General features: G+C 42.2%; 14 protein-coding genes. 10 read left to right on the top strand and 4 right to left on the bottom strand.

The genetic code is table 11. The features are described 5' to 3' along the window. Positions 1–18: 18 nt before the first annotated feature. From DESME_RS03930 to DESME_RS03950, 5 genes are all read left to right on the top strand, one after another. The gene (locus DESME_RS03930) at positions 19–666 is read left to right on the top strand and encodes a potassium channel family protein (protein ID WP_006715158.1); all 648 of its coding nucleotides are present in this window, start codon (positions 19–21) and stop codon (positions 664–666) included. A gap of 205 nt (positions 667–871) precedes the next feature. After that, positions 872–5,437, top strand: a complete 4,566-nt coding sequence (gene gltB, locus DESME_RS03935) for a glutamate synthase large subunit (RefSeq protein WP_006715157.1) — start codon at positions 872–874, stop codon at positions 5,435–5,437. 48 nt (positions 5,438–5,485) lie between these two features. Next, on the top strand, positions 5,486–6,970 hold the full coding sequence (locus tag DESME_RS03940; RefSeq protein ID WP_006715156.1) for a glutamate synthase subunit beta: 1,485 nt from the start codon (positions 5,486–5,488) through the stop codon (positions 6,968–6,970). Between the two features lie 140 nt (positions 6,971–7,110). Next, positions 7,111–8,445 carry a type I glutamate--ammonia ligase gene (gene glnA / locus DESME_RS03945; RefSeq protein ID WP_006715155.1) on the top strand — a complete coding sequence of 445 codons (1,335 nt, stop codon included), beginning with the start codon at positions 7,111–7,113 and terminating at the stop codon, positions 8,443–8,445. Between the two features lie 34 nt (positions 8,446–8,479). After that, complete coding sequence (locus DESME_RS03950; protein WP_006715154.1) at positions 8,480–9,052, top strand: ANTAR domain-containing response regulator; 573 nt, start codon at positions 8,480–8,482, stop codon at positions 9,050–9,052. A 61-nt stretch (positions 9,053–9,113) separates the two neighbouring features. Here the strand turns inward: DESME_RS03950 and DESME_RS03955 are convergent, their stop codons facing one another. Together DESME_RS03955 and DESME_RS03960 are read right to left on the bottom strand one after the other, a co-directional pair. Beyond that, positions 9,114–9,632, bottom strand: a complete 519-nt coding sequence (locus DESME_RS03955; RefSeq protein WP_006715153.1) for a gamma carbonic anhydrase family protein — start codon at positions 9,630–9,632, stop codon at positions 9,114–9,116. Positions 9,633–9,667: 35 nt separating this feature from the next. Beyond that, the gene (locus tag DESME_RS03960) at positions 9,668–11,050 is read right to left on the bottom strand and encodes a methyl-accepting chemotaxis protein (protein WP_006715152.1); all 1,383 of its coding nucleotides are present in this window, start codon (positions 11,048–11,050) and stop codon (positions 9,668–9,670) included. A gap of 260 nt (positions 11,051–11,310) precedes the next feature. On the opposite strand from DESME_RS03960, the gene DESME_RS03965 reads away from it, so the two are divergent. From DESME_RS03965 to DESME_RS03985, 5 genes are all read left to right on the top strand, one after another. Continuing rightward, a complete protein-coding gene (locus DESME_RS03965) occupies positions 11,311–12,705 on the top strand; it encodes a MurT ligase domain-containing protein (RefSeq protein WP_006715151.1) in 1,395 nt (464 codons plus the stop codon). Beyond that, positions 12,695–13,459 carry a type 1 glutamine amidotransferase gene (locus DESME_RS03970; RefSeq protein ID WP_006715150.1) on the top strand — a complete coding sequence of 255 codons (765 nt, stop codon included), beginning with the start codon at positions 12,695–12,697 and terminating at the stop codon, positions 13,457–13,459. The genes DESME_RS03965 and DESME_RS03970 overlap by 11 nt, the downstream gene beginning before the upstream one ends. Before the next feature lie 206 nt (positions 13,460–13,665). Then, the gene (locus DESME_RS03975; RefSeq protein WP_025248646.1) at positions 13,666–13,941 is read left to right on the top strand and encodes a CopG family ribbon-helix-helix protein; all 276 of its coding nucleotides are present in this window, start codon (positions 13,666–13,668) and stop codon (positions 13,939–13,941) included. Next, entirely contained in the window at positions 13,941–14,291 is a 351-nt protein-coding gene (locus tag DESME_RS03980; RefSeq protein ID WP_005817423.1) for a type II toxin-antitoxin system PemK/MazF family toxin, read from the top strand. Before DESME_RS03975 ends, DESME_RS03980 begins: the two co-directional genes overlap by 1 nt. A 105-nt stretch (positions 14,292–14,396) precedes the next feature. Then, positions 14,397–15,101 carry a gamma-glutamyl-gamma-aminobutyrate hydrolase family protein gene (locus DESME_RS03985; protein ID WP_006715148.1) on the top strand — a complete coding sequence of 235 codons (705 nt, stop codon included), beginning with the start codon at positions 14,397–14,399 and terminating at the stop codon, positions 15,099–15,101. Between the two features lie 86 nt (positions 15,102–15,187). Here the strand turns inward: DESME_RS03985 and DESME_RS03990 are convergent, their stop codons facing one another. Further along, positions 15,188–16,255, bottom strand: coding sequence for a branched-chain amino acid aminotransferase (locus DESME_RS03990; RefSeq protein WP_006715147.1), 1,068 nt, complete (start codon positions 16,253–16,255; stop codon positions 15,188–15,190). A 125-nt stretch (positions 16,256–16,380) separates the two neighbouring features. Then, complete coding sequence (locus tag DESME_RS03995) at positions 16,381–18,588, bottom strand: sigma-54-dependent Fis family transcriptional regulator (RefSeq protein WP_006715146.1); 2,208 nt, start codon at positions 18,586–18,588, stop codon at positions 16,381–16,383. Positions 18,589–18,849 lie beyond the last annotated feature (261 nt).

An 18,849-nucleotide genomic window follows, 5' to 3' on the forward strand; every position in this document is an offset into this window, starting at 1 on the left:
ACAGGAGGGAGACCTGAGATGCATAAACAATTTGTCGTTATTGGTTTAGGACGCTTTGGAACGAGCGTGGCACGAACATTGAGTTCTCTAGGTCATGACGTTTTAGCAATTGATATGAAGGAAAATGCTGTTCAGGCCATTATGAACGAAGTAACCCACGCCGTTCAAGCCGATGCTCGCGAGGAAGAGAATTTAAGAGCTTTGGGTGTTCGTAATTTTGATGTGGCTGTTGTCGCGATCGGAGATGATCTCCAGGCTAATATTTTAATTACGTTAATGTTGAAAGAAATGGGAATAGAGTATGTGGTTGCCAAAGCTCAAACCAATTTGCATGGCAGGGTTCTAGAGAAAGTCGGAGCGGATAAAATCATTTATCCGGAAAAGGATATGGGAGTCCGGGTCGCCCATAATCTTGTTACAGCGAACATTATGGATTTTATTGAACTTTCCCCCGACTACAGTATTGTGGAAATCCTTACCCCTTATAAGTTCATTGGTAAATCACTGGGAGAATTAAATTTACGTGCGAAGTATGGAATTAGCGTAATGGCGATTAAAAACGGGAAAAAGGTTGAGGTTGCCCCAGGTGCGGATGCAAGGATTCAAGAAAGGGATATTCTTGTGGTTGTGAGTAGCAATAAAGCCATTGAAAAGCTTCCGGAATAGGGAAAGTCTAATAATCGGCTCATCTCTTGTTTATATATTGTATACATTGCATAAAACAGTTGAATTTTAGTGTGCTCTTATGTTAAGTTAAATTTAATTCAATATTGTAGAGCAAAGGCGCTCAAAGGAGTTTTGTACCCCCTGATTTAGGTACATTCTCTTTGGGTGCTTTTTTGTTTATAAATACCAATGAAGGGTGAGGAATATGCAAAGTTATGGTTTGCCAATGCAACAAGGACTTTATGATCCAGCATTAGAACATGATGCCTGTGGTATGGGATTTGTCGTTAATATCAAGGGTAAGAAGTCTCATGAAATTATAGATGAAGCTTTAACGGTACTGGAAAATCTAAATCATAGAGGGGCAAGCGGAGCTGATGAAAATACAGGTGACGGCGCAGGAATTCTGATTCAGATCCCGCATGATTTCTTTATTAGAGAATGTGATGTTCTGGGGTTCGATTTGCCAGAAAAAGGCGACTATGGCGTAGGAATGATTTTTGCTCATAAGTATGATGATTTCAGAAAAACACAGATGGAAACCTTTGAAAAAATTGTGCAAGAGGAAGGACAAAAGATCCTCGGCTGGAGAGAAGTTCCTATCGATAAGACCACAATTGGGGAAAGTGCAAAAGCGGTTATGCCTCGATTCTTGCAGGTTTTTATCGAAAAAAGTGAAGCGATCAAGGACGAAATGGAGTTTGAAAGAAAGCTTTATATCATCAGAAAACGGGCGGAAAAGGCTATTGTCCCGATGTGTGAAGATAAGGGTGGAACCTTCTATGTAGCGAGTCTTTCTTCAAAAACCATCGCCTATAAAGGCATGCTGACAGCAGAGCAACTCCGGAATTTCTATCTTGATCTTTCCGACCTTGATTTTGTATCAGCATTAGCTATGGTTCATTCAAGGTTCAGTACAAATACCTTCCCCAGCTGGGAGAGGGCACACCCTAACCGCTATATTGTTCACAACGGGGAAATCAACACGATTCGCGGGAACGTGAATTGGATGAAGGCAAGACAGAAATCAATGGATTCCCCTCTTTTTGAGGATATTACAAAAGTCTATCCTATCATTGACGAGTCAGGGAGTGACTCGGCGATGTTCGACAACGCCCTTGAATTCCTTCACCTTACCGGAAGGTCACTTCCTCACGCAGTGATGATGATGATCCCAGAGCCCTGGGAAAAAAATAATCTGATGTCTAAAGAAAAAAAGGAATTCTATGAATTCCATGACTATTTAATGGAGCCCTGGGATGGTCCTGCGGCTATGGCTTTTACTGATGGAACGGTTATTGGCGGCGTACTGGACCGCAACGGCCTCAGACCTTCTCGCTATTATGTGACCAAAGATGATAAGGTAGTACTGGCTTCAGAAGTAGGAGTCATTGATATCAAGCCTGAAAATGTTCAATATAAAGGCCGGTTAGAACCAGGAAAAATGCTCCTTATTGATATTGAGGCTCAGCGAATCATTTCTGATGAAGAAATCAAGCAAAGCGTATCCTTGATGCAGCCCTATGAAGAATGGAATAATAGACATATTGTGAAGCTCAACGATCTACCGGCTGTAGAAATAAAAAGCGAAAAAGTTTCGGAAGACCTTATCAAACAGCAAAAAGCATTTGGATATACGTTTGAGGATATCACAAAAACCCTTCAACCCATGGCGGTCGAAGGCAAAGACCCTGTAGGTGCAATGGGCATAGATTCACCGCTCGCTGTACTATCTGAGAAACCCCAAATGTTGTACCTTTATTTTAAACAGCTATTTGCTCAGGTCACAAATCCTCCAATTGATGGGATCAGGGAAGAGATTGTGACCTCAAGCAGTGTGTTGCTAGGTGACACTGGAAATTTACTAGACCCTGATCAGTTTAATTCTGCAAGTCTTTTTCTAGAACATCCGATTTTGACGAATGAGCAACTTAAGACGATTAAACATTTGAATAATGATCAATTTAAGACTGTGACAATTTCCATCCTCTATAAAGCTTCGGAAGGGGCAAGAAAGATGGGAAAAGCACTAGAGCGGATCTTCAGAGAAGCGGATAAAGCGATTAGCGAAGGCGCTAATATCATTATTCTCTCAGATCGAGGGGTAAATAAAGAGTTAGCAGCCATCCCTGCCCTTTTGGCGTCTTCAGGACTTCATCACTACCTGATCAGCAAAGAGATTAGAACTAACATTGGAATTGTGTTGGAATCAGGAGAACCGAGGGAAGTTCATCATTTCTGTACCCTTATAGGCTATGGCGTTACCGCAATCAATCCGTATCTCGCTTATGAAACGATCAAGGATCTTTCGGAAAAGGACTTACTTGATGGACTTAGTTATGAAGAAGGTCAAAAGCACTTCATTAAAGCTTCTGTCAAAGGCATTCTCAAAGTCATTTCGAAAATGGGTATTTCGACAGTTCGGAGCTATCATGGAGCTCAAATCTTTGAGGCGGTCGGGCTGAAAAAAGATCTCATCGATAAATATTTCACAGCGACACCTTCACGAATGGAAGGCATAGGACTTGAAGAAATCGCAGCAGAAAATCAGATGAGACATGATAGTGCCTTTGATGAAAATTTACTCTATACGGATTCCCTTGAAGTGGGAGGATACTTCCAATGTAAAGAGGATGGAGAGACTCACCTTTACACTCCAGAAACGATCTATATGCTTCAGAGGGCATGCCGAGAAGAGAACTACTCGCTGTTCAAGGACTTTTCAAAAAAGATCAACGATGAACAAATATATACTTTAAGAAATCTCCTCGCTTTCAAGTACAATGCCGGAGATACCATTCCTATCGAAGAAGTAGAATCGGTGGATTCCATTGTTAAACGATTTAAGACTGGAGCAATGTCATATGGTTCAATCAGCAAGGAAGCTCATGAATGCCTAGCTATTGCGATGAATCGACTTGGCGGAAAGAGCAACACGGGTGAAGGCGGAGAGGACAGCGAACGTTTCAAGGTTCTGCCTAATGGCGATTCTAAGAAGAGTGCAATTAAGCAGGTTGCATCTGGACGTTTCGGTGTCACCAGCAATTACTTGGTGAATGCCCAGGAAATACAAATCAAAATGGCTCAGGGAGCAAAACCGGGTGAAGGTGGGCAACTTCCGGGACCTAAGGTTTATCCGGAAATTGCTAGGGTAAGGCATTCTACCCCAGGCGTCGATCTTATTTCACCACCACCGCACCATGATATTTATTCCATTGAAGACCTAGCTGAGCTCATCCATGATTTAAAAAATGCGAATCGTGATGCACGAATCAATGTTAAACTCGTTTCTGAAGTCGGTGTTGGAACGATTGCTGCAGGGGTAGCCAAAGGAAAAGCGGATGTCATTCTGATCAGCGGTTACGATGGTGGAACTGGGGCTTCTCCAAGAACGAGTATTAGAAATGCAGGACTTCCCTGGGAACTTGGACTTGCTGAGGCGCATCAGACTTTGGTACTGAACAAGCTGAGAGACCGAGTGGTTCTTGAAACAGACGGAAAGTTGCTTACAGGTAGGGATGTTGTCATTGCGGCAATGCTTGGAGCTGAGGAATACGGATTTGCAACAACACCGCTGATTGCCCTGGGATGTGTCATGATGAGGGTTTGTAACCTTAACACTTGTCCTGTAGGCATAGCGACTCAAGACAAAGATTTAAGGAAGAACTTCACAGGAAAACCAGAGTATGTTGAAAATTTCATGCGGTTTATCGCTCAGGAAATGCGTGAAATCATGGCTAAACTAGGGTTTAAAACAATTCGCGAAATGGTTGGACGTGCCGATAAACTTAAAACTAAAGAGAATGTGAAGCATTGGAAGGCTTCGCGTCTGGATCTATCCCAAATTCTTTATCAACCTTATGCGGGAGCTGAAGTTGGTCGATTCAATACCCAATCTCAGAACCATATGCTGGAAAAATCATTGGATGTTAAAAAACTACTGAGAATCTGTAAACCTGCTCTGGAGAATAAAAAACCCATTAAAGCTAAATTAAAGATTAACAATGTTGATCGCGTTGTCGGAACAGTCATAGGAAGTGAAATTTCGAAGCGATATGGAGAAGAGGGACTTCCTGAAGATACGATTAAGCTCACCTTTGTAGGCTCGGCAGGACAGAGTTTTGGGGCCTTTATCCCGAAAGGAATGTCTCTTGAACTTGAAGGAGACGCTAACGACTATTTAGGAAAAGGCCTTTCAGGGGGTAAAATTGTTGTTTATCCACCGAAGACTGCTGATTTTGAGCCTGAGAAAAATATCCTGATCGGAAATGTTGCTTTCTATGGAGCAACTTCAGGTGAAGCCTATATCAATGGGATAGCAGGCGAAAGGTTCTGTGTAAGAAATAGCGGAATTCAGGCGGTCGTTGAAGGTGTGGGTGAACATGGTTGCGAGTATATGACCGGTGGTAAAGTGGTTATCCTGGGTAAAACAGGAAGGAACTTTGCGGCTGGAATGTCGGGTGGGGTAGCCTATATTCTGGATTTTGACGAGATATACTGCAACAAATCCATGGTACTTTTAGAAAAACCTGAATCTGAAGAAGAACTCAATGAAATTAAGGAACTGATTCAAAAGCATGTTGAGCATACGGGTAGTCGCCAGGGCAAGAAGATTCTTAAAGATTGGGAAAACTATTCTCTGAGATTCACAAAGGTAATACCGAAAGATTACAAACGTATGCTTGAAAACATTGATAAAGCTCACAAGGCAGGTTTAAGTGGCGAAGAAGCCTTGATGGCCGCCTTTGAAGAGAACTTTAAAAAGGCTTGAGAGTTTAAGAAGACTGGAGATTCTTAAGGAAATTAAGGTGGGACTAAAATGGGAAAAGCAACTGGATTTTTAGAGTATAAAAGAATGAATCCGCGGAAACGGCCGCCAGAAGAACGGATCAAAGACTGGAAAGAACTAAAGTTGCCGATGGATCCTGAGGATGTAAAAAATCAGGGTGCTCGCTGTATGAACTGCGGAGTTCCTTTCTGTCATGGCGGGGTAATGTTAAAAGGAATGGTTTCAGGTTGTCCTCTGCATAATCTTATTCCAGAATGGAATGAACTGATTTATAAAGGACAATGGAAGGAAGCTTATCAAAGGCTGTCAAGAACCAGCCCTTTTCCAGAATTTACGTCAAGAGTGTGTCCAGCGCCTTGTGAAGGGGCATGTACTGAAGGCCATATTATGGAGTCTGTTACGATTAACAATATTGAATATGAGATTATCGAGAAAGCCTTTGCTGAAGGTTGGGTCGCCCCTAAAAAGGCGAAAGCCACCGGTAAGAAAATCGCAATTGTCGGTTCTGGTCCTTCGGGGTTGTCAGCTGCCTATTTTTTAAATGCAGTGGGACATGACGTAACGGTTTATGAAAGAAATGACAGAGCGGGCGGATTGATGATGTACGGGATCCCTAATATGAAACTTGATAAAGGTATCGTGGAACGTCGCCTCAAGCTTCTGAAGGAATCGGGAATCCAATTCGTACTGAACACAGAGATCGGTAAAGATATCTCTGCGCAGGAATTGGTGGACACGAACGATGCTGTGGTGCTATGTACAGGAGCGACTAAGGCGCGGGGACTTGATGTTGAAGGTAAAGACCTCAAGGGAGTTTACTTTGCAGTAGATTTTCTCAAAGCTAACACCAAAAGCCTTCTTGATTCTCAGCTACTGGACGGAAACTATATCAGCGCTAAAGATAAGAATGTGATCATCATTGGCGGAGGGGATACGGGAACAGACTGTGTAGCTACCTCGATAAGGCATGGTTGTCAGAGTGTTTACCAGTTTGAAATTATGCCCGAGCCTCCTGCAAAGAGAATTGAGGAATCAAATCCCTGGCCCGAATGGCCAAAGAAGCTAAAAGTTGACTATGGTCAAGAAGAGGCCATAGCCTTGTATGAACAGGATCCGAGAAATTACCTCATCTCCACAAAAAAAATTGTAGGCAATGAGTTGGGCGAGGTCAAAGAGGTTCACACGGTAAAGATCACTTGGGTCAAAAATGACTCGGGTCGTTTAGTTCCTCAAGAAATTCCTGGCAGCGAAAAAGTGTGGCGTGCTGATTTGGTGCTTCTCGCTATGGGATTTCTAGGTCCAGAAGATATAATTCCCCACGAGCTTAAACTTGAGAGGGATTTGAGGAGCAATTTGAAAGCGGAATTCGAAGTGTTTGAGACAAATGTTGAGAAGGTATTCGCTGCCGGCGATACAAGAAGGGGTCAGAGCCTCGTTGTTTGGGCACTTCAAGAAGGTAAGCTTGCCGCAAGGGAAGTCGATAAATACCTCATGGGTAAAAGTGTTATTAAGTAAGGCAATTAAGTAAGTAGGAAGCTCGTAGCATTATAGATAAAGGTGCTGCGGGCTTCCCTGTTAATATCTATAATGGAAGGGTAAGACAAAGTATGATAGACTTATAAAAAACCTAAAGAAGGCTGAAAGGAGTAACCCTAATGCATTTTTCAAAAGAGGATTGCCTAAAATTTGTGGAAGAGAATGACGTTCGATTTATACGTCTGCAGTTTACAGATATTTTTGGTAGAATGAAAAACATAGCAATTACCGATAAACAACTTTCAAATGCCTTTGAAAATGGTATTATGTTTGACGGATCCTCAGTTGCTGGTTTTGCTGGCGTTGAAGCCTCTGATATGTTGCTTTTCCCGAATCCGGAGACATTTACGGTCATGCCTTGGAGACCTCAGCAGGGAAAGGTTGCTCGAATCATTTGTGATATCAAAAAACATGATGGAACGCAATTTGAAGGGGATCCCCGCTATATTCTTAAACGGACTTTGCAAAAGGCGGAGCAGCTCGGTTATGTCTTTCAAGTCGGACCTGAATGTGAATTCTTTTTATTCCATACTGACGATGAAGGTAGGCCAACGACGATTACGCATGATACAGCGAGTTATTGTGATTTAGCACCTATTGATCTAGGAGAAAATGCACGCCGTGAGATGTGTTTAACACTCGAGGAGATGGGTTTTGAAATCGAAGCCTCACATCATGAATCGGCTACGGGTCAGCATGAAATCGATTTCCGATATACGGATGCTTTGACTGCAGCAGATAATATTATGACGTTTAAATTGGTTGTTAAAATCATGGCTCAACATAATGGCCTTCATGCCACATTTATGCCTAAGCCGCTTCCTGGTGTGAGCGGTTCAGGAATGCATATTAATATGTCTTTAACACAAGATGGGATAAACTTATTTGATAAGGATAAGGAAGAAGATCAAAGTGATATCTCTGATACGGCAAAACAATTCGCGGCTGGACTATTGAAACATATTAAAGGGATTACGGCCATTGCTAATCCTCTCGTGAATTCATATAAACGTTTAACGCCAGGATTTGAAGCCCCTGTGCATATTGCGTGGGCGCCGATGAACAGAAGCCCTCTCTTGCGCGTTCCTACTCCCCGTGGAGAGGGAACTCGGCTTGAACTCAGAAGTCCTGATCCGACGTGCAATCCTTATTTGACATTGGCCTTACTTTTGGAAGCTGGGCTTGAAGGATTGAACAAGGGTCTAAAGTTACCTAAGCCTGTGAATGTCAATATTTACAATCTTTCTCCACAGCAAGAGAAACGTTTAAAAATCGATCGATTACCTTCGAACCTTTTCGTAGCTCTTGAGGAAATGAAGAAAGATCAGCTTATTCGCTCGACCGTAGGTGACCATATTTTTAATAAGTATTACTCAGCAAAAATGTCGGAATGGGAAGACTATGATAACGCGATTCACCCCTGGGAGATTAATAAGTATTTGAAATCCTTTTAGGAGTAACGTGCCCTGCACAAAGGGGGGATTTTAGATGAGCGCAGGGAGTGTTCTTATCGTTTGTGGAAAAGCTGAAGTTGCACGTAGTATGGAAGCGATGCTAATAAAAGAAGGGTTTTATCCTGTAAGCTGCGCTCATTCGGCAAATGAGGCACGCCGACAGTTTTTTTATATTCAACCCGATTTAATGATTATCAGTACCCCGCTTCCGGATGAGCCGGGGATAGATCTAATCTTTGATGCTCATGAAAAGACTTCAGCAGGAATCGTTGTTATTGCACGTCCTGACCAGCTGGTAAATATGCAGGAAAACTTAGAAAAAACAGGAGCCTTGATCCTCCCTAAACCGATCAATAGTCTTACCTTGCGTCAGAGTGCTCGTTTTGCTTTGTCTGTAAGAAATTCGATGAGTCAACTCAAAAATGAGCGTGATGATTTAAAAAAACGCATGAATGAACGAAAAATTATTGAACAAGCTAAGTGGTTGCTTGTGGAAAAGGAGATGATGAGCGAACCTGAAGCATTACGCCACATTCAGAAAAAAGCGATGGATTTAAGACTTCCGCAGGTTCAGGTAGCAGAAGAGGTTATAAAAAAAAATAAATAAAAGGCTAAACCCTCGTCAGTTGGATGTTGGATGAGGATTTAGCCTTTTTTAAATTCAGATTTTAGCGTACTTCTTTATTCCTTTGGTGTTCTTTTGCATTTTGGGCATAGCCCTGGGCTGTTTCATGAAGGGAAGCGATTTCTGCTGGGGTTAACTCTCGAATGACCTTAGCCGGCGACCCCATAAGCAAAACACGGGGCGGAAAAGTTTTGTTTTCTGTGATGAGCGAGCCCGCAGCGACCATAGTTTCTTCTTCAATCACGGATCCATTCATAACGATAGATCCCATTCCAATTAATGATGCATGCTTAATCGTACAACCATGAAGGATGACGGAGTGGCCGACGGTAACCTCATCCTCAAGCGTTAAGGGTTGGCCCTCGTTAACATGAAGCACACTTGAGTCTTGAATATTGCACTTTTTACCGATGGTAATCGGGGCCATGTCGCCACGGATGACCGTATTGTACCAAACGCTCGATTCATCTCCGATCTTGACATCACCGATCACCTGAGTTCCTTTAGCCATAAACACGGAATTTCCCAGATTAGGCGTTTTTTCTTTAAATTTGAAAACCATAAACTTCTCCTTCTAAATTAAAAATTCGTTTTAACTCAGTCCATACATTGAGCTTGCAGCACATCTAGAGATTGTACAACTTTTTCAGAAGCTTGCTCCATTTTCTCTAGTATTTGTTCCGCCCTAGAGATATTGCCTTGTTCATAAGCGAGAGCTGCATCACGAGCTAAGTCATGGACCTGCTTATGAGGAATTTCGATTTGTTTGAATGCGGGAAGAGATCGAAGGTTATCGGCATCCTGGCTGTCTACCCAATGGCCTAAACGACATTCATGATGATTTCCGACATCAGAGGATTTGAGATGTTCAAATCCGAGGACCATGTTATATACTCGCCATGTCCAAAGCAAGTGGTCTGTCTTAAAGAGTTCTAGGGATTGTCGGGTTTTAATTTCAGATAGCTGTCCTATCTGCATGGTTCGAACTTTTTGTAAGTCCTTACTAATATCATAAACTCCTTGCCCTGTGGCTTTTACGATTTTCTCGATTTCTTCTGCTTCTGTCGCGATAGTAGCGATATGGCTCACCGATTCTTCTATTGCGGCACTTTGTTCTTCACTGCCTGCAGCAATATTGTGAATATCTTCTGTAATAGACCCAAAGTTATTGATGATACCTTGCAAGGATTCTGCAGCCTGCTGCATGATGCTTTTTCCATTTTGCATGGCTTCGGCAAGCGTAGAAATATTCCGCGCTGTTTCACGTGAGTTTTGACTTAGTCCTGAGATTTTTTCTCGAATATCGGTTACCGAAGTTTTGGTATGCTCTGCTAGCTTACGGACTTCATCAGCGACGACTGCAAAGCCACGCCCTTGCTCGCCCGCACGTGCTGCTTCGATGGCAGCATTCAGAGCAAGTAGATTTGTCTGGTCAGCAACCCCTGCGATCACTCCTACGATTTGTTCGATTTCCTGCATGGAGAGAAGCACATCTTGTACTTGCTGACTAACTTTTGCGAAATCATCAAAGGACTGTTCTACAAATTGAATGGCTTGCTGGATTTTCTCTCCGCCTAAAAGCGCCGTTGATGCTGCTTGTTCCACAAAAGTTGCCGAGTTACTGGCAGAAGTAGCGACCTGATTTGCGGCAGCTCCCATTTCTTCGGCTTGAGCAGACATATTATCTAAATGATTTGTCTGTTCAGTAACATTGATAATCATTTGTCGAATAGAGGTCATGTTCGTTAGATTTTGCACGGTTGCATCGAGATTTGCTAAACTAGAGGAAGCGGCATCCTGGCGCTCGCTAATGACGCGATTTAAGATTTCTACTACAGGGTATAGGGGACTCGATGCAGAAATATCCGTTTTGATGAGCTCTGTAAAATTACAATGGCTTAAACATTCATAGAGTTTATGATAATCAGAGCTTTCCTCAGGGATTGATGCAGGGTTAACCGATCGATTAAAAAGAGACATATAATCACGTCCTTCAATAAATATAAATAGGATAAATTCTATAGTGATTCTTGATTATTTCTACAAAGTAATTTATTTCCCTGCCGATGTATAAAACCTAAAAAAATATTTATAAGTTAGAGTTAGGTTTAGATTTTAACTCTAACTCTAACTCTAACTCAAAGTGATACTTCTTGAAGATGTATTCCGTTTTTGGTTGATAAGCCTGCCCGAAGAGTGCTAAAATTGGTAAAGCAATGAAACGTGAAGGAGAAACGTTTGTGAAGCGGACATGGCGATTTTGGGGAGCCTTATGGGCGGGCAAGAAGATAGCTTTGCTCCTTAAACTCCTCGGGAAAAAAGGAACCACTTTACCGGGTAGGGTGGCACTCAAAATTAATCCTCAAATCATACGAGATCTCGCTGCCGAGTATCAAGAAGGCATTGTCATTGTTACGGGAACGAATGGTAAGACGACGACAGCGAATCTTTTAGCTCAAATTTTGCGAACCTCAGGTAAGAATTTTGCATTTAATCAAGCTGGGGCAAACTTAGTGACGGGAATTACCGGGGCACTTTTATTTAATACAAGCTGGTTGGGAAAGACAAAGGTTCATCTCGCCTTGCTTGAAGTTGATGAAGCCACGGTTCCTAAGCTCTGTGAACAAGTTCAGCCTGAAGTGGCTATTATCACTAATTTTTTTCGTGATCAACTGGATCGGTATGGAGAGCTCGATACGACGATTAAGCTCGTGAAAAACTCGCTTCCTGCAGAAACCTATCTTATTTTAAATGCAGATGACCCTCTCGTCGCTCAATTTGGGATAGCCCGTCAACATGCGCTTTATTTTGGGGTAGATAAGACCCCCGAAAGCAAAACTCAGAGCACAGAGACAAGAGAAGCAAGATTTTGTCCTCAGTGTGGTGCTCCTCTGGATTACTCCCTATTTCATTATGGTCAACTCGGAATATACCGCTGTCCAGAATGTGATTTTGCGCGACCTAAAGTGCAGGTTTTAGCACAAGATGTCCACCCTGAGGAGGCTGACCTTAAATTTAGAGTCGGGGTAACCGAATATGCGCTAGCGCTTCAAGGGTACTACAATCTTTATAATGCATTAGCTGCTATTACAGCCGCAAAGCGTTTGGGTATTCGGGAACAAGAGATTGAACGGGGAATCCGTCAGTTTATTCCCCAGGCTGGACGTATGGAACGATTTGAGTTGCCAGGAGGAAAGATTACTCTAACCCTGGTGAAGAACCCGACAGGGTTTAATCAAGTGCTTCAAACGGTCTTTAGCACGGATGCAAAGCAGGTTAGGCTGTTGATCATCATTAACGATTTAGCTGCAGATGGACGCGATATTTCATGGCTTTGGGATGTCCAATTTGAAATTCTAGGTGAGCATGTCGATCAAATTCAGGAGATTACTTGCTCAGGGTTAAGAGCGGAAGATATGGCTTTACGTTTGAAATATGCGGGGGTTCCGGTGGAGAAACTGAAGATTGAACATACCATAGAGAATGCCGTAGAACAGTTACAGAGCGTGGGTACGAGAGAAGAATCGGTTTTTATTTTTCCGACATATACTGCGCTTTTCCCGGTACGTGAGATTCTCAAGAAAAGGGCTGTGAACGCAGAAACACAGGTGAGGAGGGAAAAGAGTGAAGCTTAAGATTGGCCATCTCTATCCTGATTTACTGGACCTTTATGGGGATAGAGGAAATATCTTGACCTTAACGCAACGTGCACAGTGGCGAGGAATTGAGGCTAAGGTCCAAAGGGTTTCTCTTGGGGATCCCCTTGATTTTTCGAAGATCGATATTTTATTTATTGGCGGAGGATCGGATCGCGAACAGGATATTCTTGTTGAAGATTTAATGAAGAGAAAACAGGAATTTAAAGCTGCAATCGAAGATGGCTTGGTTGTGTTGGCCATTTGCGGAGGGTATCAACTATTAGGGCAATACTATCAAATGGCTGGAGGAAAGAAAATTCCCGGATTAGGGTTTCTTGATCTCTGGACTGAAGCGGGATCTAAACGGTTAATTGGTAATGTCGTGGTCAAATTAGAAAACGGATTAAATGAGCAAAGCGCACAATTATCGATAAAGCCACTAGAGACCTTGGTTGGGTTTGAAAATCATTCAGGCAAAACTTTTTTAGGAAACGGTCTAGCATCATTGGGACAGGTCCTATATGGGAATGGAAATAACGGTGAAGATGGTGCTGAAGGCATGCATTATAAAAATGTCTTCGGTACATATCTCCATGGGCCACTTTTGCCGAAAAATCCGCATTTTACAGATCTACTGATTGCCCTAGCTTTCGAACGGTCTGGAAGCTCGGGTAAGCTCGCGGCTTTGGATGACCAGCTTGAATTATTGACTCATCAAACTATGGTTCAACGAATATTAAACAGGAGCTAAGTATATCAATTAAGCTATACTCACATACTATAGGTGTTGATGGATGAATCTTTATAATAAATCCCCTTTTCCATTAATTACATTTGGATAAATCGAGCTATATAGCCCTTTTTGCCTTGTCTACAGGGCTAGCTTCATTGACACCTTTTGCAGTTATTGTCTATAATGAAGTATAGCTATGGCTATAAGACTTGGGGGTGCTGATGTTGGCGGAAAGTAAGCGGATTATGATAAGTCTGCCAGAAAGTTTGCTTGCGGAAGTGGATGGGATAGTTACCTTAGAGAAGAGAAATCGCAGCGAATTTATTCGAGAGGCTATTAATAGTATTCTTCACGAACGACGGAAGAAGGGAATCCGCGAGCAAATGATCAAAGGCTACAAAGAGATGGCTCAACTCAATTTGGCTATTGCTAAAGAATTGTCTTCTACAGAAGAGGAAGCTAGTCAGTATTTTATTGAGAAACATATGGAGTGTCAGTGATGATTATAAAGCGCGGGGAAATTTACTACGCAGAACTTAACCCCGTCGTCGGCTCCGAGCAAGGCGGAACACGTCCCGTCTTGGTGATTCAAAATGATATCGGAAATCAGTTTAGTCCGACGACTATCATTGCGGCGATCACTTCTCAGATTGCGAAAGCTAAACTCCCCACTCATGTTGAAGTTCGTGCAAAACGGAGTGGACTCGAACGAGATTCAGTTATTTTAACCGAGCAAATTCGGACCATTGATAAAAGTCGTTTAAAAGAGAAAGTAGCAGTGCTGGACGAAGAAGTTATGCTGAGAGTAGATCAAGCGATTGAAATTAGTTTGGGATTAACGGATATCTGATTTAAAATGTATATCAATAAAAAATACCTAACAGCGTGGGGATGTCTTAAACCGACGCTGTTTTAATTTCTAGTGTTGAAAAAGAGAAGTAAGGGGGAGTTAGAAATGGCTCGGAAACCGATTGTTGGAATCACGGTCGCTCATTGTACAGAAGAATTGAAAACGTTTCCGCGTGAATTTTATGTTGAGAGGATCAGAAAGTCAGGGGGTCAACCTCTCTTACTCCCACCCGTACAAGGAGAAGAGGAGGCCCAAGAAGTCCTTCATTTCCTGGATGGCATAATCTTTACGGGTGGGGGTGACATCGCTCCCGTCTTTCTCGGTGAGCAGCCGAAACGAGGAATTGAAAGTTGTATTCCTGAACGAGACCAGGGAGAGCTTCTTTTAGCTTGGTACGCCATGCAGTCCGATTTCCCGGTTCTCGGAATTTGTCGAGGAATTCAGGCCCTGGCAGTGGCTGCAGGCGGGAAGATTTTCCAAGATATACGTTCAGAATGCCCTCTCTCATTTGAACATAATCAAACTGTTCCTCGTGAATATATGTGGCATGAGGTGGAGGTCCTTGATTCACAGCTCAAACAAATAGTGGGTAGTGAAAAAATTCAAGTCAATAGTTTACATCATCAGGCGGTATCTATTGTACCCGATGGTTTTATCCAAAATGCTGTTGCATCGGATGGGATTATAGAGGGGATTGAAAAGATCGGGGCCAAATTTTGCATGGGTGTTCAGTGGCACCCAGAAGTGCTACGGACAGAAGAGCATAGTCGCAAGCTTTTCGAGGGCTTTGTTCAGGCTTGTAACGCTTAAACTTCGCTCAAATGAGAAAAAATCGGGTAGCTCAGCAATTTGAACTGAGCTACCCGATTTTTGTTTACTGGTACTGAATATAACTCTTATTTTACTTCTTCCATCCAGTTAAACTGATCTGCGATTTTATTGGATTGAACGCCAGTAATATAGTCAAACAATTTTTGAGCAAATTCGCCTGTTTGATTGTTATTGATTACGATTTTTTGACCTTTCCAAGAAAGTTCACCCACTGGCGAGATAACAGCAGCTGTTCCTGAGCCAAAAACTTCTTCTAATTGACCCTTAGCATGGGCTTCAAAGACTTCTTCGATTGAGATCTGACGCTCGGTGACTTTTAGGCCCCAGCTCCGGCATAGTTCGAGGACCGTTTTACGGGTAATTCCCCCTAAAATACTTCCGTTTAGTGCAGGAGTGATGATTTCCCCATTGATTTTAAAGAGAATGTTCATCGTTCCTACTTCTTCGATATATTTACGCTCAACTGCATCTAACCATAGAACTTGTCCAAAACCTTCGGCATAAGCTTCTTGTTGAGCGGCTAAACTCATTGCGTAATTGGCTGGGGTTTTAGCTTCCCCTAATCCTCCTTTGGTCGCTCTTACATACTTATCTTCTACTTTAATACTGACAGGATTAAAGCCTGTTGCATAGTAAGCTGCGACTGGAGAGAGGATAATGAATAATCTATAGCTGTCTGCGACTTTAACTCCAAGATGGGGTTCATCAGCAACGACAAAGGGCCGGATATAAAGGGAGGTACCAGGTTGATTAGGAACCCAGTCTTTTTCTAAAGTTAATAATTGAATTAAGGCATCATGGATTTGTTCAACATCCATTTCCGGGATGCAAAGATGCTTTGCAGAGCGATTGAATCGATTTAAATATTCGTAGGGCCTAAAGATATTGACTCGATTATCTGCCGTTTTAAACGCTTTCATGCCTTCAAAGATAGCTTGCCCATAATGGAACACAATCATCGCGGGTTGAGCTTCTAAACCGCCATAAGGAATAATTCGTGGAGAATGCCAGCCCTTTCCAGATGTATAGTCCATTACGAACATATGGTCCGTAAAAATCTTACCAAAACCAAGTGCCTTATCAGTAGGTAAAACTCCAACTTTTCCTACTTTATTGACTTGAATTTCTGTCATAATACAGCCTCCTAACCTCTCGCTTATTATATATTATATAAAGTTTAATCCTTTGCAATAAAAACTGCAATAGTTTTCGCTTTTTAATTGTATTTTCTTGTATTTTCACGTCCAAACTTCGTGGACTATTGCAAGCCTAAACGTTTCAATTTTTTCCAAAGCCCTGTACGTGTAATTCCTAGGAAGTGAGCTAGAGCCGTCTTATTCCCTCCAAATTCAGTGAGAAGATGTTCTAATTTATCTTTCTCAGTTTCAGATGAGCTTTCAGGTGTAGAACGAAAATCGGGGGGGAGGTCCTTCGCCTGAATTATTTCAGACTCTATAAAAACAAAAAGGCGATTGATAATATTCTGAAGTTGACGTACATTTCCTGGCCAGCTATATTGCAGTAAGAGTTCGCGAGCACCTTGAGAGAAGGTTTTGGGATGAACGCCATGTCGTTCAGCAAGGTCTTTAAGCATATGATCAGCAAGTTCAATGATGTCATTTGCACGTTCACGTAAAGCGGGGAGCTGGATTTCAATTGAATTAAGGCGATAGAGTAAATCTTCGCGGAATTTATCATCCTGAACCATTTGTTTGAGATCTCGGTGAGTGGCAGAGATAATTCGGACATGAACAGGGATAGGTTTAGTTGATCCGAGAGGTTCTACTTCTTGTTCTTGGATTACGCGTAAAAGCTTCGCTTGAAGTTCGGGGGAAAGTTCGCCAATTTCATCAAGAAATAAGGTACCGCCATCAGCAAGGAGAATTTTGCCGCGCTTTCCCCCTTTTAAACCACCGGTAAAGGCTCCCTCCTGATAACCAAAAAGTTCAGACTCAAGCAGGTTTTCTGGAATTGCTGCTGAGTTCACAACGATAAAGGGACCGACGGCAACTTTACTGCTTTGATGAATGGCTTTGGCAAAAAGCTCCTTACCGGTTCCAGTTTCCCCTGTGATAAGGATCGGAAATTCGTATTGAGCGGCTGTAGCCGCTCGGTGAATTGTCTCCTGCATCACTTGAGAAGTTCCAATAATATTTTGAAATCCGAGATGGATAGCTTGACAGGGTTTACGGTGCTTAGCAGGCGATGGTTTCAGCATGGGCTGAAGGGGAACTTTTTCAAAAATGAGATTTAATTGCTCGGTGAAGAATTTAAATAAACCGGCAGTAAAGGAAGTGAGTGCTCTTTCATCTAAACAAACCGCGCCTAATGCAGCAACTATTTCTCCATTATTGATTATGGGGGAGTAAACGATTGAGGTAAAACCTTTGCCAATGAGGTGAGCCGCATCTGAATAGTGAGGGTCTGTTAAATTAAAGGAAACGATGGATTGATTCTGAAGCATTTCCCTCATTCCCGTATCGGGAATCAGGATCCAATCGCTACTATCGAGAGATTCCCTCCCCGCTTCTGCTAGGCATAGCCGTTGCTTCTTTTTATCATCAAGGAGGAAAATAGCGACATGATCCATTTCGGCAGTGATTCTCAACTTTTCACAGTACTCCCCGAGAAAATCTTTAATATTTGTTTCGTTCACAAGAGCGACGACAGCTTGAGAGAAAGCTGTAGAGGATAGTTTTTTATATTCGTGTTGTAATGCAAGACCGGAGTGAAAGAAGACTTGAGCAATGAGCTTGGCTAGCTGGACAAGACAAAAGGCATCTTCTAGTTGAAAACGTCCAACTTCTGAGCTTGCCAGCAGCATGGCTCCAACAACCCCATGATCAAAAAGAATAGGAACCCGCAGAATAGATTTGAACCCGGCTTGAGAGAGAAGGGGGTCCTCAAAGAAGCCGCTGCTGGTTTGCCCCAGATCGTATACGAGATGGGGAGCTTCGTTTTTAAAAATCCAGCCGAGCCCAGAGTCCTTAATTTCAGAGTAGGCGGTATGGACCGTTCCCTCAATATTAACACCGATGGAGTATTCATATGTGTATTTGCGAAGTTGAGGATCAATTCGTAATAAGTCAAAACGTTCGAAGGTTATAGCATCGGATATAAGAGCAACAATGCGATCAACCACGTCATGAGGATCTGCTGGAAAATCTTCAATACTTTGTTCAAACATAGAGGGCGAATTGCTTGTAAAATCAGGTTCATCTCCTAGAAGAAGTAATGAGTTGGGTGAGCCTTCAACTTCAAAATATTGAATATACAGGGCTTTATTATTGGAACCTATCCGCGAAGTTAATTGCTCCTCCTTCAATGTTTTCAGAAGGGTGGGGAGCTCCTGTGAATCTAAAAACTGAAGAAATTCACTGGCTTTTTTATTCTTCCGTAGAATCTGATTATCGGCGTTTAAAACAATGATGCCAAAAGGAATAGCTTCGAAAAGTCTATCTTGCATATTTCCACTCCACTTGATGTATATTTTGAAATTGAGATTATATCAATATCGAACAAGAATACTAAAATAAGCTTAGTTACATTATAACACTAATACGACATTGCATTGCTTTTTCCCTTCATTACGACCGTTAACTCTGTAAACTTTATTATTTGATAGTTAACACTATTGTATAAGTTAGAAGTTTTAAAAGCGATGAAATTAAATTTCTATTGCGATTTATAAACAAAGAAAGTATAATACATATATAACATATATGTT

It is taken from the genome of Desulfitobacterium metallireducens DSM 15288 (genome assembly GCF_000231405.2).
GTDB lineage: Bacteria > Bacillota > Desulfitobacteriia > Desulfitobacteriales > Desulfitobacteriaceae > Desulfitobacterium_A > Desulfitobacterium_A metallireducens.

What these genes read in the sequence shown, in the direction of transcription:
- DESME_RS03930 (WP_006715158.1), top strand. Translation starts at nt 19, where the DNA reads ATGCATAAACAATTTGTCGTTATTGGTTTAGGACGCTTTGGAACGAGC.
- gltB (WP_006715157.1), top strand. Translation starts at nt 872, where the DNA reads ATGCAAAGTTATGGTTTGCCAATGCAACAAGGACTTTATGATCCAGCA.
- DESME_RS03940 (WP_006715156.1), top strand. Translation starts at nt 5,486, where the DNA reads ATGGGAAAAGCAACTGGATTTTTAGAGTATAAAAGAATGAATCCGCGG.
- glnA (WP_006715155.1), top strand. Translation starts at nt 7,111, where the DNA reads ATGCATTTTTCAAAAGAGGATTGCCTAAAATTTGTGGAAGAGAATGAC.
- DESME_RS03950 (WP_006715154.1), top strand. Translation starts at nt 8,480, where the DNA reads ATGAGCGCAGGGAGTGTTCTTATCGTTTGTGGAAAAGCTGAAGTTGCA.
- DESME_RS03955 (WP_006715153.1), bottom strand. Translation starts at nt 9,632, where the DNA reads ATGGTTTTCAAATTTAAAGAAAAAACGCCTAATCTGGGAAATTCCGTG.
- DESME_RS03960 (WP_006715152.1), bottom strand. Translation starts at nt 11,050, where the DNA reads ATGTCTCTTTTTAATCGATCGGTTAACCCTGCATCAATCCCTGAGGAA.
- DESME_RS03980 (WP_005817423.1), top strand. Translation starts at nt 13,941, where the DNA reads ATGATTATAAAGCGCGGGGAAATTTACTACGCAGAACTTAACCCCGTC.
- DESME_RS03985 (WP_006715148.1), top strand. Translation starts at nt 14,397, where the DNA reads ATGGCTCGGAAACCGATTGTTGGAATCACGGTCGCTCATTGTACAGAA.
- DESME_RS03990 (WP_006715147.1), bottom strand. Translation starts at nt 16,255, where the DNA reads ATGACAGAAATTCAAGTCAATAAAGTAGGAAAAGTTGGAGTTTTACCT.
- DESME_RS03995 (WP_006715146.1), bottom strand. Translation starts at nt 18,588, where the DNA reads ATGCAAGATAGACTTTTCGAAGCTATTCCTTTTGGCATCATTGTTTTA.